20 protein-coding genes and 1 tRNA gene are annotated in these 21,237 nt (G+C 66.5%); 9 read left to right on the top strand and 12 right to left on the bottom strand.

The window, feature by feature from the left end; translation table 11 throughout:
- The coding region (locus AC16JP_RS06805) for an aconitase family protein (RefSeq protein ID WP_484339850.1) at positions 1-801 on the top strand (801 nt) is incomplete at its 5' end.
- Here AC16JP_RS06805 and leuD read toward each other — a convergent pair.
- A complete protein-coding gene (leuD, locus tag AC16JP_RS06800; RefSeq protein ID WP_484339849.1) occupies positions 777-1,355 on the bottom strand; it encodes a 3-isopropylmalate dehydratase small subunit in 579 nt (192 codons plus the stop codon). The two genes, AC16JP_RS06805 and leuD, sit on opposite strands and share 25 nt — an antisense overlap.
- Positions 1,356-1,437: 82 nt before the next feature.
- Here leuD and AC16JP_RS06795 point away from each other — a divergent pair, with 82 nt between their 5' ends.
- The 6 genes from AC16JP_RS06795 (at position 1,438) to AC16JP_RS06770 (ending at position 7,410) form a co-directional block, all read left to right on the top strand.
- Positions 1,438-2,220 (top strand): 2-keto-4-pentenoate hydratase, encoded by a 783-nt coding sequence (locus AC16JP_RS06795; RefSeq protein WP_484339848.1) that lies wholly within the window; start codon positions 1,438-1,440, stop codon positions 2,218-2,220.
- A 103-nt stretch (positions 2,221-2,323) separates the two neighbouring features.
- Positions 2,324-3,451: an alpha/beta hydrolase gene (locus AC16JP_RS06790; protein ID WP_484339847.1), complete on the top strand. Its 1,128-nt coding sequence runs from the start codon at positions 2,324-2,326 to the stop codon at positions 3,449-3,451.
- 5 nt (positions 3,452-3,456) lie between these two features.
- Positions 3,457-4,473 carry a phosphotransferase family protein gene (locus AC16JP_RS06785; RefSeq protein ID WP_484339846.1) on the top strand — a complete coding sequence of 339 codons (1,017 nt, stop codon included), beginning with the start codon at positions 3,457-3,459 and terminating at the stop codon, positions 4,471-4,473.
- On the top strand, positions 4,470-5,774 hold the full coding sequence (gene eno / locus AC16JP_RS06780) for a phosphopyruvate hydratase (RefSeq protein WP_484339845.1): 1,305 nt from the start codon (positions 4,470-4,472) through the stop codon (positions 5,772-5,774). The genes AC16JP_RS06785 and eno overlap by 4 nt, the downstream gene beginning before the upstream one ends.
- Positions 5,774-6,715, top strand: coding sequence for a 2-hydroxyacid dehydrogenase (locus AC16JP_RS06775; RefSeq protein WP_484339844.1), 942 nt, complete (start codon positions 5,774-5,776; stop codon positions 6,713-6,715). The genes eno and AC16JP_RS06775 overlap by 1 nt, the downstream gene beginning before the upstream one ends.
- Positions 6,716-6,717: 2 nt before the next feature.
- Positions 6,718-7,410 carry an alpha/beta fold hydrolase gene (locus AC16JP_RS06770; protein ID WP_484339843.1) on the top strand — a complete coding sequence of 231 codons (693 nt, stop codon included), beginning with the start codon at positions 6,718-6,720 and terminating at the stop codon, positions 7,408-7,410.
- A gap of 18 nt (positions 7,411-7,428) precedes the next feature.
- Here AC16JP_RS06770 and AC16JP_RS06765 read toward each other — a convergent pair whose 3' ends face one another.
- The 7 genes from AC16JP_RS06765 to AC16JP_RS06735 are packed head-to-tail and all read right to left on the bottom strand — an operon-like array spanning position 7,429 to position 15,392.
- Entirely contained in the window at positions 7,429-8,307 is an 879-nt protein-coding gene (locus tag AC16JP_RS06765; RefSeq protein ID WP_484339842.1) for an alpha/beta fold hydrolase, read from the bottom strand.
- Entirely contained in the window at positions 8,304-9,437 is a 1,134-nt protein-coding gene (locus AC16JP_RS06760) for an ABC transporter ATP-binding protein (RefSeq protein WP_484339841.1), read from the bottom strand. The genes AC16JP_RS06765 and AC16JP_RS06760 overlap by 4 nt, the downstream gene beginning before the upstream one ends.
- Positions 9,437-10,273 carry an ABC transporter permease gene (locus AC16JP_RS06755; RefSeq protein ID WP_484339840.1) on the bottom strand — a complete coding sequence of 279 codons (837 nt, stop codon included), beginning with the start codon at positions 10,271-10,273 and terminating at the stop codon, positions 9,437-9,439. The genes AC16JP_RS06760 and AC16JP_RS06755 overlap by 1 nt, the downstream gene beginning before the upstream one ends.
- Positions 10,270-11,139 carry an ABC transporter permease gene (locus AC16JP_RS06750; protein WP_484339839.1) on the bottom strand — a complete coding sequence of 290 codons (870 nt, stop codon included), beginning with the start codon at positions 11,137-11,139 and terminating at the stop codon, positions 10,270-10,272. The genes AC16JP_RS06755 and AC16JP_RS06750 overlap by 4 nt, the downstream gene beginning before the upstream one ends.
- Positions 11,140-11,158: 19 nt before the next feature.
- A complete protein-coding gene (locus AC16JP_RS06745) occupies positions 11,159-12,298 on the bottom strand; it encodes an ABC transporter substrate-binding protein (RefSeq protein WP_484339838.1) in 1,140 nt (379 codons plus the stop codon).
- 35 nt (positions 12,299-12,333) lie between these two features.
- Positions 12,334-13,104 (bottom strand): alpha/beta hydrolase, encoded by a 771-nt coding sequence (locus tag AC16JP_RS06740; protein WP_484339852.1) that lies wholly within the window; start codon positions 13,102-13,104, stop codon positions 12,334-12,336.
- 17 nt (positions 13,105-13,121) lie between these two features.
- Positions 13,122-15,392: an NADP-dependent malic enzyme gene (locus tag AC16JP_RS06735; RefSeq protein WP_484339837.1), complete on the bottom strand. Its 2,271-nt coding sequence runs from the start codon at positions 15,390-15,392 to the stop codon at positions 13,122-13,124.
- 57 nt (positions 15,393-15,449) lie between these two features.
- Here AC16JP_RS06735 and mutS point away from each other — a divergent pair, with 57 nt between their 5' ends.
- Positions 15,450-18,041, top strand: a complete 2,592-nt coding sequence (gene mutS, locus AC16JP_RS06730; protein WP_484339836.1) for a DNA mismatch repair protein MutS — start codon at positions 15,450-15,452, stop codon at positions 18,039-18,041.
- 23 nt (positions 18,042-18,064) lie between these two features.
- Positions 18,065-19,195, top strand: coding sequence for a L,D-transpeptidase family protein (locus tag AC16JP_RS06725; RefSeq protein WP_484339835.1), 1,131 nt, complete (start codon positions 18,065-18,067; stop codon positions 19,193-19,195).
- Positions 19,196-19,213: 18 nt separating this feature from the next.
- Here AC16JP_RS06725 and AC16JP_RS06720 read toward each other — a convergent pair whose 3' ends face one another.
- The 4 genes from AC16JP_RS06720 to yacG form a co-directional block, all read right to left on the bottom strand.
- Positions 19,214-19,822 (bottom strand): murein L,D-transpeptidase catalytic domain family protein, encoded by a 609-nt coding sequence (locus AC16JP_RS06720; RefSeq protein ID WP_484339834.1) that lies wholly within the window; start codon positions 19,820-19,822, stop codon positions 19,214-19,216.
- A 161-nt stretch (positions 19,823-19,983) separates the two neighbouring features.
- On the bottom strand, positions 19,984-20,904 hold the full coding sequence (locus tag AC16JP_RS06715; RefSeq protein WP_484339833.1) for an HNH endonuclease: 921 nt from the start codon (positions 20,902-20,904) through the stop codon (positions 19,984-19,986).
- Positions 20,905-20,976: 72 nt separating this feature from the next.
- A tRNA-Phe gene (locus AC16JP_RS06710) sits at positions 20,977-21,052 on the bottom strand.
- Positions 21,053-21,101: 49 nt separating this feature from the next.
- Positions 21,102-21,237, bottom strand: a 136-nt coding sequence (yacG, locus tag AC16JP_RS06705; protein ID WP_484339851.1) for a DNA gyrase inhibitor YacG, incomplete at its 5' end; no start/stop codon positions are given.

Here is a 21,237-nt window from a genome sequence, read left to right as displayed (position 1 = left end):
TCGATGGAAGGCCGGATGACGCTGAGCAACATGAGCGTCGAAATGGGGGCGCAGGCCGGGCTGATCGCGCCTGATCGGGTGACGTTCGATTATCTGGCCGGGCGTCCGGCTGCCCCGCACGGCCATGTATGGGATGCCGCGCTGCGCGACTGGCTGGCGCTGCCGGGCGATGCCGCCGCCCGCTTCGATCGTGAGATGCGGATGGATGCAGGCGATGTGCAACCGATGCTTACCTGGGGGACGACCCCTGCCCAGAGCGTGGCGATCGATGGCGCCATCCCAGACCCGCGCCGCCACACCGACGCGCAGGCCCGCGCCGCCGAGGAACGGGCGCTTGCCTATATGGGCCTTGAACCCGGAACGCCGGTTGCGGGCATCGCCATCGACCGGGCATTCATCGGATCGTGCACCAATGGCCGCATCGAGGATATCCGCGCGGCAGCGGCAATCGCGCGCGGGCGCCGGGTCGCTTCGCACGTCAGGGCGATGGTGGTGCCGGGATCGGGCCTCGTCAGGCGGCAGGCCGAGGCCGAAGGGCTGGACCGGATCCTGATCGCCGCCGGTTTCGACTGGCGCGAGCCGGGCTGTTCGATGTGCGTCGGCATGAACCCCGACCGGCTGGCGCCGGGCGAACGCTGTGCATCATCATCGAACCGGAACTTCGAAAACCGGCAGGGCCATGCCGGGCGAACCCATCTGATGAGCCCGGCGATGGTTGCTGCTTCCGCGATCGCCGGGTGCATTACCGATCCCCGCACGATGCGGCAGGATATGCCTCAGCCTGCGGCTCTGGCCTCGTAGGCGTCGATCCGGGCGGCGTGCGCCAGCGTGCGGCCGATCTCGTCCTCTCCGGAAAGGAGGCGCTGGCGGACGCGGGCGTCGACCGAAAACGGCTGCTGTGCGCCATTCGGCAGAAGGATCACCGACTGGTCCAGATCGACGGTCGCCGACTGGCCCGCAAAGTTCGCAAGGCGCATCGTCTGTGCTTCCGGAAGCCGGATCAGCAGCAGCCCGTTTCTGGCGCAGTTCGATTCGAAGATCATGCCGAAGCTTGGCGCCACGATGCAGCGGATGCCATGGTCGGCAAGCGCCCACACCGCATGTTCGCGCGACGAGCCGCAGCCGAAATTGATGCCTGCAACCAGTATCCGGGCATCGCGGCAGGCGGGCTGGTTCAGCGCGAAATCCGCGCGTGGCGTTCCATCGGCTTCGTAACGCAGTTTCTCGAACAGCCAGCGGCCGAGGCCCGCTCGCGTCAGGCCTTTCATGTGGTTTGCGGGCAGGATCTGGTCGGTGTCGATATTGGCCTGCATCAGGGCGGCGATTGGCGATGTAAGGCGGGTGAACGGCGTCATGCGGCGGCTGCCTCACAGAGCTTGAGGGCGGTGAAATCCGTTAGTATGCTATCGAATTACGACGAATTGAGGAATAGGGCAAATGACCGGACGGATCGCAGCGATTGCCGACAGCCTGTTTGCAGCGCGGCTTGGGGCGCTGGCGATCGAACCGCCCAGCCAGACCATGGGGCTTGTCGATGCGGCCGAAGCCTATGCCGTGCAGCGCCACAACAGCCGCCGCCGCCGGGAAGCGGGCGACGTGGAGGTGGGGCGCAAGATCGGGCTCACCTCGGTTGCGGCGCAGCGGCAGTTCGGTGTCGATCAGCCGGATCTGGGCGCGCTTTGGGCGTCGACGCGGTTCGAATCTGGCGCAACCGTGCCGATGGCCGGGCTGCTGTTTCCAAGGATCGAGGCCGAACTGGCGCTGGTTCTGGCCGACGACATCACCAGCCCCGACCTCGATGCCGATGCGCTGCTGGCAAGGGTCGGGGCGGTCGTCCCGGCGCTGGAGATTGTCGACAGCCGTGTAGCCGACTGGCGCGTGACACTGGCCGACACGGTGGCCGACAATGCTTCGGGCTGGGGCTGCGTGGTGGGCGCTGCGCGCACGGCCGGCGCGGGCATGGAGCTGTCGGCCGCGACGATGCGGCTGTGCAGGAATGGCGAAACCGTCAGCACCGGCAGCGGTGCGGCGGTGCTTGGAAGCCCGCTGCTGGCGCTGCAATGGGCGGTGCGCCACGCCATCGAACTGGGCGAGCCGCTGCGTGCTGGCGAACTGATCCTGACCGGCGCGATGGGCCCGGTGGCGCCGATCGCCGCCGGGGATCATTTCCGCGCGGAAATCGATGGTTTCGAACCGGTTGAGGTGTATTTCACGGCCTGATACCAGGCCGTTGGCGCGGGTGTCGGGCTTGCGTGCTATCTATGGACAGGGCGGCAAAAACCCGGCATATCCTTCGCATTCTAATCATTATCGGGAGAGAGGCATGGATCCGAACGGACTCGCGGGTGTGGACACGCAATTCATCGGCATGGTGTCGCCCACGGCGCCGCGCATCCAGGCCGGGGGGCACCCGTGTCAGGGGATCTATTACACGCCCGCCGGCAAGCGCCCCAAGGTGGCGCTGATCGCCACCCACTACAACGTCGACTTCACCGAACATTACATCGCGCCCTATTTCGCGCGTCAGGGCTTTGGTTTTCTGGGCTGGAACACCCGCTATCGCGGCTTCGAAGACCAGTTCCTGCTGGAACATGCGATTCTCGACATTTCGGTCGGCGTGCGCTGGTTGAAGGAAGTGGCGGGCGTCGAGCAGGTGGTGATTTTCGGCAACTCGGGCGGCGGGTCGCTGATGGGGGCCTATCAGGCCGAGGCGCTGCAACCGACGCTGGCCGCCGGCCTGTCGCCCGCCGGGCAGGACGCCTATGCGCAACTGCCCGGGGGCGACCTCTATGTGTCGTTCAACGCCCATCAGGGCCGCCCGGAAGTCCTGACCGACTGGATGGATGCGTCGGTCATCGACGAGAACGACCCCGTGGCGACCGATCCCGCACTGGACCCGTTCAACCCCGACAATGGCCCGCCCTATTCGACGGCCTTCATCGAGAAATATCGCGCGGCGCAGCGCGCGCGAAACCAGCGCATCACCGACTGGGCGAAGGCCGAGCTGAAGCGCCTGAACGACGCCGGTATCCCCGACCGCATCTTCCCGATGTTCCGCGTCTGGGGCGACATCCGCTGCGTCGACCCGGCGATCGATCCGTCGGACCGCAAGCCGAACTGGTGCTATCGCGGCGTCCCGGCGCTGGCGAACCGCACGCCCAGCATCGGCCGCGCAAACACCATCCGCACATGGCTCAACATGTGGAGCCTCGAAACCTCGCCCTGTCAGGGCAAGCCGCATCTGGAGCGGATCAAGAATCCCTCGCTGGTGGTGCAGGGCGCCGCCGACACGGGGGTCTTTCCAAGCGACGCGCGCAAGATCCACGACTTCATCGGCGCAAAGGACAAGCGCCTCGAACTGATCCCCGGCGCGCATTATTTCGAGGATTCGCTGGCAGAGCGGCAGACGGCGGCGGACCTCGTCGCCGACTGGATTCGCGAAAAGTCCTGACGGCGATGGCTGGCGACGACGAAGCGATGGTCGGCCGGCTGCTTGCCGGGGCGGGGCTGGTGGCCGAAGGTGCCGCACTTTCGCTGGTGCCGCTGACCGGCGGGGTTTCCTGCGATGTCTGGCGTGTCGATCAGGGCGGCCGCGCGATCTGCGTGGTCAAGCGGGCGCTGGCGCAGCTTCGCGTCGAGGCCGACTGGTTCGCCCCCGTCGAGCGCACCGAAAGCGAAGTGCGCTGGCTGCGGCGCGCCCATGCGATCGTGCCGCACCTCTGCCCCGAGGTGCTGGCCGACGACCCGGTCCATCATGTCTTCGCCATGCAGTGGCTTCCCGCCGATCAGCATCCGGTGTGGAAGGATGAACTGCTTGCCGGGCGGGTGGATGCAGGCTTTGCCGCACGCGTCGGGCGTGATCTGGCGCGGGTACATGCGGCAACCGCAGGCGATGCGGCGGTCGCCGCGGAATTCGACAACGGCCCGCTGTTCGAGGCGCTGCGGATCGATCCGTTCCTGCGGCATGTGGCGGGCGTGCATCCGGCGGCGTCGGCGCGCCTTGCTGCGCTGGCCGACGATCTTGCCACCCGGCGGACGGCGCTGGTGCATGGCGATGTCAGCCCGAAGAACATCCTCGTCGGCCCCGAAGGCCCGGTGCTGCTGGATGCCGAATGCGCGCTATTCGGCGACCCGGCGTTCGACCCTGCCTTCTGCGTGACGCATCTGCTGCTGAAAGCGGTGCATGTTACCGGCCACGCCGGGGAAATGCTCGCCGCAGCCACGGCGCTGGCCGATGCCTATATCGAAGGCGCCGACTGGGAGCCGCGCGAGGCACTGTCGGCACGGGTGGCGGCGCTTGCCGCCGCATTGCTGCTGGCCCGCATCGACGGCAAGTCGCCCGCACCCTACATCCGCGATGAACAGGCCAGGCAGACCATCCGGTCGGCGGCGCTTTTCCTGTTGTCGCAACCGTCCATCAGCCTTGCCGGGATGATCCGCGGCTGGCCGCAACAAGGGGAACCATCCGCGTGAAGTGGAACATCGTCGAAGTGAAGGCGCGCCAGCTTTGGGATTCGCGCGGGAGGCCGACGGTCGAGGCGGAAGTGCGTCTGGCGGGCGGCGCTGTCGGCCGGGCGATTGCACCTGCGGGCGCCTCGCGCGGGGCGCACGAAGCGATCGACCTGCGCGATGGCGGCGACCGGCAGGCGGGCATGGGCGTCGACCGCGCTGTGCATCATGTGGCGACGGAAATCGCGCCGGTGCTGGTGGGCCGCGATGCGCGCGATCAGGCGGCGATCGATGCGGCGCTGGTTGAACTCGATGGCACGGCCGACCGTTCGCGGCTCGGGGCCAATGCGCTGGTTTCGGTGTCGATGGCGGTGCTGCATGCGGCGGCGGCGGCTGAAGGCGTCCCGACATGGCGCTGGCTGGCGCAAGGCCGTCCGGTTCGCATTCCCCTGCCGGAAATCCAGATTTTCGGCGGCGGCGCCCACGCCGGCCGCCGCACCGACGTGCAGGATTTCATGGTGATGGCGCCGCACGCCGGCAGTTTCCGCCGGGCGCTGGAAATCACCGCCGATGTATATCGGGCAGCGGGGCGGTTGATGGAAGCGAAAAGCCCGATCACCGGTGTCGCCGATGAAGGCGGCTGGTGGCCGAATTTCACGTCGAACGAGGACGCACTGGACACGCTGACCAGATCGATCGAGGAAGCGGGCTACCGCGCCGGAGAGGAAGTGTTCATTTCGCTCGACATGGCGGCCAATGAATTTTGCGCTGATGGCCGCTATCGGATGGCGCTCGATGGCTCGCAGTTGTCGGGTACGGAAATGGCCGAACTGATGGTTGCATGGGCCGGCCGCTATCCCATTCTTTCGATCGAGGATCCAGCCGGTCAGGACGATTGGGAAACCATGGCGGCGGTCGTGCGGGCGCTTGGCGACCGGGTGCAGATCATCGGCGACGATGTGCTGGTGACGAACGCCCGCCGGGTGCGCGATGCAGTGGCGGGCGGCGTCTGCAATGCGGCGCTGATCAAGGTCAATCAGGTCGGCACCGTGTCCGAGGCGAAGGCCGCGCTCGATGCCGCCCGCGAGGCCGGGTGGGGCACCATCGTATCCGCCCGTTCCGGAGAGACGGAGGACGTGACCATCTCGCACCTGTCGACCGGCTGGGATGCGGGCCAGTTGAAGGTCGGTTCATTCACCCGTTCCGAACGCATGGCCAAATGGAACGAGGTGCTGCGCATCGAGGAAGAACTTGGCGCGAACGCGCGATTTGCCGGGCCTTCCGCGTTCGCGGCGCCCGTCGCCGCCGCTTTGGGGAGGGGTTGATGGGTATCGTCCTGCACACACGCGCCAGCCGCGCCTTCGTCGAACAGGTGGAAGACGTGTTCGGCAGCGGCGTCGTCACCATCATCGACGACGAGGACAAGCCGGGCCTTGCCGAAGCACTGAAGACCGCCGATGTGCTGCTGCATGTGCTGGTGCCGGTGACGGCCGACATGATCGCCGGGGCGCCGAAGCTGAAACTGATCCAGAAGATCGGCGTCGGGGTAAACACGATAGACATCGAAGCAGCGAAGGCGAAAGGCGTCGCCGTCTGCAACATGCCCGGCACCAACAGCCAGGCGGTGGCCGAACAGGCGCTGGCGCTGATGCTGGCGGTCCTGCGGCGCACGCACGGCTTCAACAGCCGCACACGGGCAGGGCGTGGCTGGGATGAAAACACCGACCTGAAGGACAGTTGCGGCGAAATCAGCGGCCGGACGGTCGGGCTGGTGGGCATGGGCAATTCGGCGCAGCGGCTGGCGCGCGCGCTGGACGCGCTTGGCGCCGAGGTGATCTATGCCGAACAGCAGCCGCGCCCCGAGCTGCCCTATGCCTGCGTGCCGCTGCCGGAACTGCTGCGTCGCGCCGACATTCTGTCGCTGCATGTGCCGCTGACGCCCGAGACGGACCGCATGATCGGCGCGGCGGCGCTGGCGTCGCTTCCCGCAGGGGCGGTGCTGATCAACACCGCGCGCGGCGAGCTGATCGACGAGGCGGCGCTGGTTGCGGCGCTGGAAAACGGCCACCTGCGCGGCGCCGGGCTGGACGTGTTCGACCGTGAACCGGTCGACCCGCGCAATCCGCTGCTCCGGCTCGATCAGGTGGTCGTCACGCCGCATGTGTCGTGGCTGACGCCCGAGACGCTGAACCGCAGCATGAAGGTGGCGGCCGAAAACGCCAGAAGGGTGCGCAACGGCGACGATCTGCTGCACCGGGTGGCCTGATCGTGACGGCGCTTCCCCTTGTGCTGGCCTGTGGCCAGTTGCTGGATCAGCGCGTCTGGGCGCCGCAGGTCGCGGCGCTTTCCGCCGCGCGCACCGTTTCGGTATCGGATCACCAAAGCGACGACACCATCGCCGGGATGGCGCGGCGACTGCTGGATGCGGCGCCCGCGCGGTTTGCGCTTGCCGGGCTGGCGATGGGCGGGTTCATCGCCTTCGAAGTGTTGCGGCAGGCGCCCGAACGGGTCGATCGGCTGGCGCTGCTGGCCACGCTTGCGCCCAACGACGGCCCGGCGCAGACGGCGCGGCGGCAGGGCTATATCGATCTTGTCGAAAGCGGCCGCTTCGCCGACGTGATCGAGGAACGCATCCCGCTGCTGTTTTCAACCGGGCGGCGCAGCGACGAAGCGCTGCTGACGCTGGCGCGGCAGATGGCCGCCGACACCGGAGCCGAGACATTCCTGCGCCAGCAGCGCGCGATCATGGGCAGGCCCGACAGCCGCCCGACCTTGCCGGCGATCCGCGTGCCGACAATGATCCTGTGGGGCGACGCCGATGGTATCGCCACGCGCGCGCACCAGGACGAAATGCTGGCGATCCCCGGTGCGGAACTTGTGGTGCTGCCCGGCGCCGGGCATCTTGCCACCCTCGAACAGCCTGCGGCAGTGAACGCCGCGCTGGAACACTGGCTTGGCTGAAGTCCGGTTGCGGCGGCGTCAGGCCAGCGCCTCCAGATAGGGGCGCACCAGATGCGGATGCGTGACAGGCAGGAAATGCCCGGTGCCGGGAAAGCGTTCGACGACAGCGGCCGGTTGCAGCGCGCGAAAGCGCGCTTCCTCGGCGGACTGCACCGTGCTGTTTTCCCCGGCCAGCAACAGCGTCACCGGAAAATCGGCAACGGCTGCGCTTGCTTCGAAGGTAGCCGATACACCGCAATAGCTGGCTGATTCCCACGCCGGCGTGCACGCCAGGCGCACGCAGTCGCCGACTGGCAGCAGGCCGCCTTGCAGATAGTCGTCGAGGGCGCGGTCGGGCCATCCGGCAAACACGCCGCGCCCGCGATAGGCCGATTGCGCGGCGGCCGCATCGTCGAACCGGCTGCGGCGGCGCAACGCCTGCACCGCCATCGGGTTCGGCTGCAATGTTCCGGCATCGCGCATCGCCCGATAGCCTGCCGCCAGATCGAAGTGGACCATCGGCGGGTCGATGAGGCAGGCCGACACGGCAAGTCCCGGTGTTTCGGCTGCGGCCTCGAAGGAACAGGTGGCGCCGAAACTGTGCCCGGCAAGCCTGACCGGCCCGCCGCCCAGCGCCGCGACCAGATGCACCAGATCCTGCCGGTAGATCTTCCAGTCCCACGGCACATTCTGCGGGTCTGCTTCCAGCTCTGTGCGGCCATGGCCGCGCGCATCCTGCGCAATCACCCGGAACCGGCTGCCCAGCGGCCACAGCAGATCGAGATAGGCGCGCGCGCACATGCCGGTTGCGTGGGTGAACAGCAGCGTCGGGCCTTCCCCCCATTGCAGGGTGAAGATGCGCCCGCCCGGCACCGGCACGAACACTTCGTCGGGCTGCATTTCGGGGGCTTCCGTCATGCCAGCAGCATGTGCGCGGCTTCGGCGTGCCACCCCAGCCAGACTTCCTCGTCGAAGGTGAAGTCCTCCTGGTCCCAGCGGGTGAGGTTGGGGCGGATCACGCGCACGCGTTTGCCCCCTGCCAGCGCCACGTCGTAAACGGATTCCGAACCAAGATATGCGATGCCCATGATGGTTCCTCTCACCACATTATGGCCCGCCGGTGTCCCCTCCATCTCGGGAGGGTGGCTGTCCGCCGTCAGCTTGTGGAGTTCGACCCGTTCCGGGCGGAGCGCCAGCCACATCGGTGCGGTGGCGGAAAGGCCGGTTCTGCGGTCGAGCCATGCGCGGATGCCGGCTTCGGCAAGCTCGATGACGGCATGGTCGCCGGCGTCCTCGACGACCCGGCCCTCGAACAGGTTCACCGAGCCGATGAAGTCGGCGACGAGGCGCGAGGCCGGAAGTTCATAGAGGTCGGCGGGCGTCGCCACCTGCAACAGTGCGCCCTTGTGCATCACGGCGCAGCGCGTCGCCAGCGCCAGCGCCTCGTCCTGATCATGCGTCACCATCACGAAAGTGATGCCCAACCGGTCCTGCAGGGCCGACAGTTCAAAGCGCAGTTCCTCGCGCAGCTTGGCGTCGAGGGCCGAGAGCGGCTCGTCGAGGAGCAGCACGCGCGGGCGTTTCACGATGGCGCGCGCCAGCGCCACCCGCTGCCGCTGGCCGCCGGAAAGCTGGTCGGGCATGCGCGCGCCAAGGCCCGGCATCTGTACCAGCGCCAGCGCATCCTCGGCCCGCTGGCGGCGTTCGGCGGCCCCGATCCCTTCCATTTTCAGGCCATATTCGATGTTTGCCAGCACGTTCATGTGCGGAAACACCGCGTGGTTCTGAAACACCATGTTCACTGGCCGACGGTTGGGCGGCTGCCTCGTCACATCCGCCCCGTCGATCAGGATGCGGCCGCTGGTTGGCGTTTCGAATCCGGCGAGCATCCGCAAAAGCGTGGTCTTGCCGCAGCCCGACGGCCCGAGCAGTGCGAAAAATTCGCCCTCGGCGATGCTGAGGCTTACCTGATCTACCGCGACGACCGCACCGAAGCTGCGGCTGACGTTTTCGATCTCGATGATCGGGCGGGGGCTGCTGCCGGCCATCAGCGGCGCCCGGCAATAGGCGCTGCCGCCTGCACCCGAAGAGCGATGAAGGTAAGCAGCACGGTCACGGCAAGCAGCAGGGTGGAAATGGCGTTCACTTTCGGGCTGACGGAAAAACGGACCATCGAATAGACCTTCACCGGGAAGGTGACGGTATCCGGCCCGGCGGTGAAGAAGGTGATGATGAAGTCATCGAGGCTGAGCGTGAACGCCAGCAGTGCGCCCGCCAGCAGCGCCGGCCGCAAGTGCGGTAGCACGACATCGACGAGTGCCCGCCATGGGCTGGCGCCAAGGTCACGCGCGGCTTCCTCTTGTGCGCGGTCGAAGCTTTCGAGGCGCGCCCGCACCACGACAGCAACGAACGGGAAGCTGAAGCTGACATGGGCGATCACGATCGCGCCAAGCGACAGCGGCCACGGCAGTTCCTGCGGCCATGGCAGCACCCGCGAGAAGAAAATCAGCATCGCCACCCCCATGCAGATTTCCGGCACCACGATAGGCAGTGAAAAGGCACCGGCGACCACCCCCTGCCCCGGAAAGCGCAGCCGCCACAGCGCCAGCGCCGCCAGCGTGCCGAGGAGCAGGCTGATCAGCGTCGACAGGGCGGCGATGGTCAGCGAATTGACCAGCGCCTGCACCAGTTCGGCATCCTCGAAGACGCGCGCATACCAGCGCAGCGTGAACCCCTCCCAGCGGACGGTGCGGCGGCTGTCGTTGAAGCTCATGGCGACCAGCACGCCAAGCGGCGCATAAAGAAACAGCCCGACCAGCAGCATCCACAACCGCAGCGGCCAACGCCGGGCATAGTCCAGAAGGCCGGCTGGTTGCCTGCTCATGGCCGCTGCTTTCTGCCTGCCACAGTGCTCAGCGCGATGGCGAAGAAGGTGAGGTAGATCAGCAGGAACGAGAGCGCGGCGCCGAACGGCCAGTCGTTTGCGCGCTTGAACTGCCGCTCGATCACGTTGGCGATCATCAGGCTGTCCGGGCCGCCCAGCAGATCAGGCACCAGATAGCTGCCCAGCACCGGGATGAACGTCAGCAGCACTGCGGCGGCGATTCCCGGCGCCACCAGCGGCACCACGATCGACCGGATCGTGCGCAGATGCCCGGCGCCAAGATCGAGACTGGCCTCGAGCAGCGAACGGTCGAGCCGGTCGAGGGCCGCATAGAGCGGCAGAACGGTGAAGGGCAGGTGGACATAGACCAGCCCGACCAGCACCGCGAAATTGCTGTTCATCATCTGCAACGGCTGAATGCCCGCCCAGCCGAAGGCGGTGCCCAATGCGCGGTTGATCAGCCCTTCGTCGCGCAGCAGGGCGATCAGCGCATAGGTGCGGATCAGCATGTTCGTCCAGAACGGCAGCATCACTGCGATCAGCAGCCATGTCTTGTGGCGCGGTTCGGCAAAACTGATCGCCAGCGCCAGCGGAAATCCGGCTGCAAGGCAGATCAGTGTGGCAAGCGCGGCAAACCCAAGCGAGCGCCCCAATATCCCGAGATAGAGCGGTTCGAGCGCGCGGGCATAATTGGCGAAGCTGCCCGAAATCTCGATCTCGGCAACGCCGGTGTTGGTGCCGAAGCCATAGGCCCAGACCACCGCCATCGGCACGGCAAAGAACAGCAGGAACCAGCCGAGCGGCGGCCCCAGCAGCCCGATCAGCGCACCGGGCGACCGCCGTTCGCCGAAGTTGTTGGCCGCCATCGCCTCGCCCCCCGGCGGCTCAGGCCGCCCGCACGCGCGTCACCGCATCTTCGAACATGCGCTGCTGTTCGGCGCCTTCGAAGCGGCCCCACTCGCTCCGGTCCATGCCGGGGCCGCGCGGAAAGATGATCGGATCGTCGCGATAGCTTGCGGGCATCAGCGCCTTGGCGGCAGCATTCGGAGTCGGGAACAGGATGGTTTCGGCGATATGCTTGCCGACTTCGGCATCCAGCAGGAAGTTGATGAACTTGTGCGCCATTTCCGGGCGCGGCGCGCCCTTCGGGATGGCCAGCGTGTCGGCGTTCAGCAACGAGCCTTCCTTCGGCACGACGAAGCCGATGTCCGGGTCTTCGCGGGCGATCTGGGCGATGTCGCCGTTGAACTCCATCACCAGGTCCACGTCGCCTGCCAGCAGCATGTCCTGGCCGTTATCCTCGTGGAAGGCCTTGATGTTCGGCTTCTGGCGGATCAGCATCGCCTCGACTTCGCGGACAGTCGCCTCGTCGATGCCGTTCAGCGATTTTCCCAGATACTTCGCGCCCAGCCGGATCAAGTCGGCGGCTTCGGAAAGCAGCGCGATCCTGCCCTTGTAAAGATCTGATTCGTAGAGATATTTCCAACTGTCGGGGATGCCGTTCACCCGCGACTTGCGATAGCCGATGCCGGTGACGAGCCATGTATAGGCAAGGCTGTGGCGGGGTTCCGGATCATAATCGAGGCCGGCGAATTCAGGCGCGATGTTTTTCGCGTTGGGGATCAGCGCCATGTCCAGTGGCAACAGCATCCCTGCTTCGCGCATGCGGGTGACGAATTCGTTCGAAGGCACGATCACGTCATAGCCGGGGTTGCCGGCCTTCAGCTTGGCGAACAGTTCGTCGTTGGTGGAAAAATAGCTGGCCTGCACGCGGATGCCGGTCGCCTTCTGGAAGTCTTCCAGCGTGTTTTCGCCTGTGTAGGTATCCCACGTATAGAAATTGATCTTGGCATCGCTGCCGCCGTCCTTGCCGCCGCCGCAGGCCTGCAGGCTGAAGCCCGCTGCAACCGTGCCCAGCCCCGCCAGCAGCGAGCGACGGGAAAGCCCGCGCCGACCCCGCGCCGGAAGGCCGTCGGTCACACCATCCTCGGAAAATTGCAGAGTTCGCCCCGAGCCGGATGTCATGTGCTGCATTCTCCCTTGAAACGAGCGCCTTGATGTCAGCCGAGCGACGCAACGAAGCGGGCGATCGACGCCGCGAGCTTCGGGCGCGCGGCATCGTGGAACAGCCAGTGGCCGGTGTTCGGCCATTCTTCATAGTCGACCCGGCTGCCTGCCGACGCCAGCAGCCGCGCGGTGTTGCGCGAAACGGCGGCGGGCACGATCCTGTCCTCGAGGCCGGTGATGACGAGCGACGGCATCGTCAGCCGTTCATAGCGGACCCGGCTGCCCTTGTCGGAGTCGAGAAAGGGGGCGGAAATCTGCGCCAGCACCGCGCCGGAATCCCATGTCAGTTCGGCAAGCGCCGGTCGCACTTCGGCTTCCGGCACGCCGTTGAAGATGCCTGCGCGGGCGCTTTCCTCGTCGATGAGGGTCGGTTCGTTCCACCAGCCCCAGCCGCCTGCAACCCCCCAGAGCGTGCGCATGGCCGACAGCGTGAAGGCCGTGCCCATCGCGCCCGCCTGCGCCGACGGCGCGGTGGAAAGCAGGATCAGGCCCTTGGGATCGATCCGCTCGGCCAGCAGTTGCGCCAGCAGGCCGCCCAGCGAATGGCCAAGCACCACGACCGGCCCATCGAGCTTTCCTGCTTCGCGTTCGAGCGCCTCGACATAGTCGGCGAGCCTGGTCGTCGACAGCGCGGCTGGCGGCGGGCTGCCGGGGGCAATGTCGTGGCAGGGCAGGGTAACGGCCGCGCTCTGGATGCCGGCTTTTTCCAGTTCTGCCCTTAGCGTGGTGTAGGTCGAAGGCCGGCTCCACATGCCATGAATCATGAGGACTGCCGGAAGGCTCATTGAACAACCCCGGCCGCTGCCAGTGCCGCCATTGTAACGATGTCGGTTGCGCCCGAAGTCATGGGGACGATCTGCACGGGCTTTGCAAGGTTCATCAGCACCGGCCCGATCACGCGCCCGCCGCCCAGTTCCTTCAGCAGCTTGGTGGCGATGTTGGCTGATTGCAGGCCCGGCATCACCAGCACGTTCGCGGGGCCGGTAAGCCTGTTGAACGGATACACGTCCATCATCGAACGGTTCAGCGCCACATCGACCGAGATTTCACCTTCATATTCGAAGCCGGGCTGCATCTCGTCGAGGATGGCGACTGCTTCGTGCAGAGCGCCGAGATAGCTGCCCGGAGGATTGCCGAAATTCGAATAGGAAAGGAAAGCGACTCGCGGATCGATGCCGATACGCCGCGCGGCGGCGGCAGTCTGGATGGCGATGTCGGCAAGCTGGCGCCCGGTCGGCCGCTCGGTGACGGTGGTGTCGGCGATCAGGATGGTGCGCGAACGACCGGCGAAGATGTGAAAGCCGAACGGCGTCTGCCCCTCGACAGGGTCGATCACCAGCCGCACCTGATTGAGCACATGATGGAAATGCCGGGTGGAACCCGAAACCATCGCATCGGCTTCGCCCAGTTCCACCATCAGCGCTGCAAACACGTTGCGTTCGTTGTTGACGATCCGTTGCACGTCGCGCTTCAGATGCCCCTTGCGCTGCAACCGGCCATAAAGATGCTCGATCATGGCGGGCACCAGCGGCGAGGTGGCGCTGTTGTAGATCGGGTAATTCTCGACGTCGGTGACACCGATGCGGGCAAAGGCCTCGCGGATGGGTTCGTCGCGGCCGACCAGCAGCGGGATGCCATAGCCCGACTGCCGCAGGGTGACCGCCGCGCGCAGCACCACTTCCTGTTCGCCCTCGGCGAACACGACCCGGCGGTTGCGGGCGCGCGCGCGGTCGAAGCTTGCGGCAAGCGTCGATGAAGTAGGGTTCAGGCGGGCGCGCAGTTCCTGGGTATAGGCCTCCATGTCGATGATGGGTTTGCGGGCGACGCCCGAATCCATCGCTGCTTTGGCGACTGCGGCCGGCACACGCTCGATGAGGCGCGGGTCGAACGGCGCCGGGATGATATATTCGGGGCCGAAGATATGCGAACCGCCATAAGCGGCGGCAACTTCGTCGGGCACGGCCTCGCGGGCGAGGGCGGCGATCGCCTCGGCGGCGGCGACTTTCATTTCCTCGTTGATCTTGGTCGCCCGCACATCGAGCGCGCCACGGAAGATGAACGGAAAGCCGATGACGTTATTGACCTGATTCGGATAGTCCGAACGGCCGGTTGCGATGATCGCGTCGGGCCGGGCGGCCTTGGCGATTTCGGGGCGGATTTCCGGTTCGGGGTTCGCCATCGCAAAGATGATGGGCGACGGCGCCATCGCCTTCACGTCTTCGCCCGAAAGCGCGTCCGCCGCCGACAGGCCAAGGAACACGTCAGCGCCGACCAGCGCTTCCTGGAGGCTACGCCGGTCGGTGACGGCGGCGTGGGCGGACTTCCACTGGTCCATGGACTCGGCGCGGCCCTGATAAATCACGCCCTTGCGATCGCACATGATCACATGGTCGTGGCGGACGCCCATTGCCTTGATCAGCTCGGTGCAGGCGATCGCCGCTGCACCCGCGCCGTTCACCACCACCCGCACGTCGGCCATTTTGCGCCCGGTCAGGTGGCAGGCGTTGATCAGCCCGGCTGCGGTGATGATCGCGGTTCCGTGCTGGTCGTCGTGGAAGACGGGGATGTCCATGCGCTCGCGGAGGGTCTGCTCGATGATGAAGCACTCGGGCGCCTTCACATCTTCAAGGTTGATGCCACCGAAGCTCGGCTCCATCAGTTCGACGGCGTCGATGAAGCGGTCGACGTCCTCGGTCTTCAGTTCGATGTCGATCGAATCCACGTCGGCAAAGCGCTTGAACAGCACCGCCTTGCCTTCCATCACCGGCTTCGACGCCAGCGCGCCGAGGTTTCCCAGCCCGAGGATCGCCGTGCCGTTCGAGATCACCGCAACGAGATTTCCCTTGGCGGTATAATCATAGGCGGTTGCCGGATCTTCGGCGATGGCGCGCACTGGAACCGCAACGCCCGGCGAATAGGCGAGCGACAGGTCGCGCTGGGTAGCCATCGGCTTCGTGGCCACGATCTCCAGCTTGCCGGGCCGTCGCGACGAATGGAACAGCAAGGCTTCCCGGTCCGAGAATACTGGTCGTTCGCCCGACTTGTCCGCCATATGCAGTCCCTCTCATTCGCTGTTTGCGCACCCTTTCTTTGTTGATAGGCGTGGAGAATGACAACGGCAATCGCCAGCGGCGGACAAACGCCCGCTGCCACCCCGATGATGCAGCAGTATCTTGCGCTGAAGGCGGAAACGCCCGGCGCGCTGCTGCTGTTCCGCATGGGCGATTTTTACGAGCTTTTTCTGGAGGATGCGGCAACCGCCGCGCGCGCGCTCGATATCGCGCTGACGCACCGGGGCGAACATCAGGGCGCGCCGCTGCCGATGTGCGGCGTGCCGGTCCACGCGCACGAAGCCTATGTCGCGCGGCTGGTGAAGGCGGGGCATGCCGTCGCCATCGCCGAGCAGACCGAGGATCCAGCCGAAGCGCGCAAGCGCGGCTCGAAATCGGTTGTCAGGCGCGCGGTCGTCCGGGTGATGACGCCGGGCACCCTGACCGAGGAACGGCTGCTGGACGGGCGCCGGGCGAACTGGCTGCTGTCGGTGTTTCCGGGCGATGCGCAGACCGGGCTTGCCTATGCCGATATCTCCACCGGCGACCTGTGGGTCGGACAGATTGCCGCAGAGTCCCTGCCGGACGAGCTGGCGCGCCTTCGGCCCGCCGAAATCCTGGTGCCCGAAGGGGCGCCCGGCGGCACCGCCGTCGCCGCCGCGCGGTTCGACAGCCGCGCTGCCGAACGGCGGCTGACGGCACTTGCGGGCGTTGCGATGCTGGATGGTCTGGGCCAGTTCCCGCGCGCAGGGCTGGCGGCCGCAGGCGGGTTGCTTGCGCATCTGGATGCCACGGCGCGCGGCGCGGCCATTCTGCTGAAGCCGCCGCGCGCGCTGGTTGCCGATGGCACGATGGCGATCGACGCCGCCACCCGGCGCAGCCTTGAACTGACCGAGGGCGACGCAAGCCTTCTTTCCACCATCGACCTCTGCCTGACGGCGGCGGGAAGCCGGCTGCTTGCCGCCGAGCTTGCAGCGCCAGCACTGGATCCGGGCGTCATTGGCGGGCGGCTGGACATGGTGCAATGGTTCGCCGCCGACGAGCGTTTGCGTGCCGCATCGCGTGCGCTGTTGCGCCGCGCCCCCGATATCGCGCGGGCGATGGGGCGCATGGCGGCGGCGCGCGGTACCCCGCGCGATCTTGGCGCCCTGCGCGACGGGATGCAGGCGGCCGACGAACTGGGCGCCATCATCGACGCGGCAAGCGACGGCGGCGCGCCCGCCGCCCTGACGCCGATCCGGCAGGCACTGCGCCCGCCGCCCGAACTGCTGGCCGACCTTTCGGCGGGGCTGGTTGAAAGCCCGCCGGTAAACGCTGCCGATGGCGGCGTGATCGCGCAGGGCTATGATGCGGCGCTCGATGGGGCGCGGCACCTTGCGCACGACGGGCGGTCGGCGCTGGTTGAACTGGAAGCCCGGCTTCGCGCCGAAACCGGCGTTGCCACGCTGAAGGTGCGGCACAACAATGTGATCGGCTATCACGCCGAAGTGCCGTCGCGCGCGGCCGAGACGCTGCTGGCACACCCCGGCTTTCAGCACCGGCAGACGCTTGGCAATGCGATGCGCTTCAGCACGGCGGAACTGCATGATCTTGCGTCGCGCATTGCTGCCGCCCTTGGCGATGCGCTGGCGCTGGAAGCTGCCCACCTTGCCCGCCTGCGCGATGCGGCGCTGGCCGAACTGCCGCGCCTTGCCGCCCTTGGCGATGCGCTGGCGGTGGTCGATCGTTCGGCGGCGCTGGCCGAACTGGCGGTCCGCCACGACTGGGTGCGCCCCGAACTGACCGACGGCTGCGAATTCCACATCACCGCCGGCCGCCACCCGGTTGTCGATGCGGCACTTGCGGCCAAAGGCGAACCCTTTGTGCCGAATGACTGCCGGCTGGAAGGCAGCGGCAGGGTCTGGCTGGTGACAGGCCCGAACATGGGCGGCAAATCGACGTTCCTCAGGCAGAATGCGCTGATCGCGGTGCTGGCGCAGGCGGGCAGTTTCGTGCCGGCGTTGCGCGCGGTGATCGGCCTCGTCGATCGGCTCTACAGCCGCGTCGGCGCGTCGGACAGTCTGGCCGAAGGGCGCTCGACCTTCATGGTGGAAATGGTCGAGACTGCGGCGATCCTGAACGGCGCAACAAGTCGCTCGCTGCTGCTGCTGGACGAAGTGGGCCGTGGCACTGCAACCTGGGACGGGCTGGCGCTGGCCTGGGCGATCCTTGAACGCATCCACGATGCAGTGGGCGCGCGTTGCCTGTTCGCCAGCCACTACCACGAACTGGCGGCGCTCGACCGGCGGCTGGACGGGCTGGCGCTGAGGTCGCTGACAGCGCGGCAGTGGAAGGGCGAACTGCTGTTCCTGCACGAAGTGGCCGAAGGCGCTGCGCCCGGCAGCTTCGGGCTGGACGTGGCGCGGCTTGCCGGTGTTCCGGCAGGCGTGTTGTCGCGCGCGGCGGAAATCCTCGACAGGCTGGAACGCGGCGACGCCGGGCGCGGCGCGCGCGAGGCACTGGTCGATCTGCCGCTGTTTGCCGCTGCCGCCCCGCCGCCCCCCGCCGAGGACGCGTTGCGTACGCGGCTGGCCGCCATCCACCCCGACAGCCTGACCCCGCGCGCCGCGCTCGATCTGCTGTATGAACTGAAATCGCTTGCAGAAGACTGAAATTGCAGGCGATGAACAGGGCCATGCGTAGCCTGCTGCTGTCTGCCCTGCTGTTCGCCGCCCCCGCCGCCGCGCAATGGACCGAGGCAGCAGCGCGCGAAACGCTGGCCGAAGTGCGCGCATCTGCGATGGAAGGGCTGAACCCGGCCCATTATGGCGCATCGGAACTGGAAGCCGCCCTTGCTGCACATGATGCGGGCCGCATCGCCGTTGCAGCCGCCGCAAGCTGGATGGCGCTGGCGCCCGACTATGCCGCCGGACGCACCCCGCCCGAGGCACGCGTCGGCTGGAAATCGCCGCCGCCCCGTTCTGATGCGGAATGGCTGCGCGCCCGGATGGATGCGGGGCTTGCAGCCGGAAAACCCGCCGAGACGCTGCGCACGCTGCTGCCGGCACACCCCTATTATGCCGGGCTGAAAACCGCGCTTGCCAAAACTGCCGATGCCGCCGGGCGCAACCGCATCCGCGCCAACCTCGATCGCTGGCGCTGGATGCCGCGCCAGTTGGGCGACCGCTATCTTCTGGCCAATGTGCCGTCGTTCGATGTCGGGTTGTGGCAGGGTGACACGCTGGTGGCGACGCACCGCATCGTCGTCGGCAAGCCCAAGATGGCGACGCCGCAGTTTTCCGCCGTGGTGACGGGCGTTACCTTCAACCCGCAGTGGGTGGTGCCGCAAAGCATCATCCGGGAATCGGTTGGCAGGCTTGTTCGCAACAGCCCTTCTGTTGCGCGGGCGCGCGGTTATCGGTGGAACTGGTCAGGCGGGCAGTTGTCGGTGACGCAGGCGCCGGGCGCCGGAAACTCGCTGGGGCAGATAAAGCTCGAGATGGGCAACCCATACGCGATCTACCTGCACGACACCCCGGCGAAGGCGCTGTTTGCAAAACCTGTCAGGGCCTTTTCGCACGGTTGCCTGCGCACCGAGGACATCAAGGCGCTGGCGCTGGCGCTGCTGGAAGGCGTGCCCGGCTGGGATGCCGCGCGGATCGACAGCACGATCGCCACCCGGCGGACGACGAATGTGCCGCTGGCACGGCAGGTGCCGGTGCATGTAAGCTATTTCACGGTGGTTCCGGCAGCCGATGGAACCGCAATCACCTACGCCGACATCTATGGCCGCGATCCGCCGGTGATCGCGGCGCTTTCGCGCTGATTGCAGCTCCGGCGGGCGTCAGGCTGTTATGCCGAAACGCCCGGCATACAGCAGGCGGCCGGGGCCGAGGCGGGCCAGCACCTGATCGAGGCTGCCGTTGGTTTCGTCGAAGGCAAAGCAGCCTTCGGAACGGCCGATCTTGCCGTGCTGGCGGGCCATCGCATCGGAAACATACCATGCGCCATGAATGACGATCGCGCGCGGTTCGGCGTTGCTGTTTTCCGGATCCAGCCCTATCAGCCGCTGCGACCGGCCATGCTTGCCGACATAATAATCAGCGGTGCGATACCCCCCCGGAGAAGAGGCAGCCGACCCCGGATCGTTCGAGAAGCGCTGCACCCAGCCGCTGTGCGAGGGATCAGAACCGCGCCCATGGCTGACGAGGTGGGCTGTCGTCCGCCCGCTTTGCATGTCGACCAGCCAGAAGCGCGCCGCCTTCGAAGGCTGCGAGAAGTCGGCGACCCCGACCAGATCGTCGTGGCGGATGCTGCGCGCATGGCGTGCCAGCCCTTCGCGCGCAACATCGGCGACGGTGCGACCAGCAGAAATCGCGGCAAGAACGGGTGCGGGGGCTGCAAAGGCAGCAGCGGCTGCGCCGATAAGCGCACGTCGGCCAAGGTGCGGCATGAAAGCTGGCGACCCTTTGTCGTTAATTCATCGGTAGCCGCCCGCATAGCATCCGGCGCCAACCTACGGCACCCGACAAGCGACGGACAGTGAACCGACCGGGGCGAAACGAGGCACGGTGGCGGGTTTTTGGGTGTTGCTGATTCAGGCGGAGCACAAGGCTAGGCTTTGAACGTGTTTTCCCGGTGCCATGCCAGATATGTCGGATGTGGCCTATTTGCTGCAAGGATCGGGGCGTGTGCCATACCATTTGCGTTCAGCAGCCGATGAAGGCCCTGCGCGTCGTTTACCTGTCGGGAAACCAGAATCCTGAGGTCGTCGTCCAAGCTGATCAAACCCCGGTCGAACATCCAGTGGACTGTGCCCGAAAGCGCTATGCCGTTGCTGATCGTGTCCTGGCCACCTTCTGCCACCGGCCGGATGTGCGCGGCCTCGGCCTCGGCGCGACCGCCGCCGTTGATCAATTGTAGCCCGGTCAGTGCGCAGCGGCGATCGTAAGCGTTGAGCACGGCACTGCGGAAGGCGCGATCCCTGAACCACCTCGATCCCAGATTGGGGATACGCTGGCGTTCGGGATCGAACGTGTAGGCGGCTGTTGGTTCTGCGACTGCAAATGTCGGCTGGGCGTCGCTTTCCTCAGGCTGGTCGTGGTCCACGCGCGGCAAGGTCTTGTCTGCTCTGCCAAGGCCAAGATTGACGATCCGGGCGAAATCCTCGGCCGACAATGTGCGCAATGCCGACTGCTTGTTGCCGCCTAACTGCCCCATCGCGTTGAGAAGGCCGCGCTCCACTGGACCGAATTTCCCCGAGAAGGCAACCGGATTTGGAAACGGCAGGAACGTGCCGGGTGCGATCAGTGCAAGATGCATGCCTGATGCTGTCAGATCGGGAACGACTGCCTCGACTTGGGCGACTGCAAAATACCCCCGGCTGTTCTTCACTTTCGTTGGTTCTAGATAGAGTACCCAGTCGCCGGCCATGGTCATTGCACGGCTGAGATACCGGTCGGGGAATTGATACCGCGCCTCGGGGTGATCGTCGTAGATACTGTCTGCGCGGTGCATGAGCACACCGTAAGCCATGGCGGTAACCTGCCAGGCATTGTCGCGCTTGCCCAGAGGGCAACACCACCGATTCAGAAATTTGGGGGGAAGTGGTGCCCAGGGACGGGATCGAACCGCCGACACTACGATTTTCAATCGTATGCTCTACCAACTGAGCTACCTAGGCACGGGTCGCGGCGTATAGGCAGAAGCCGGGGTGGCGGTCAACCGTCTTCTCAACCGTGTTCGCCATCTTCTTCGATCGGATTTCCGGGCAGCACATATCGCCCGTCGAGCCATGCGATCAGGTCGCGGTTGCGGCATGTGGCGGAACAGAAAGGTGCGTGCGCTTTCGTCGCCGGTTTGCCGCAC

The sequence above is a fragment of the Sandaracinobacteroides sp. genome (assembly GCF_057137845.1).
This window is presented reverse-complemented; position numbering and strand designations above follow the sequence as displayed.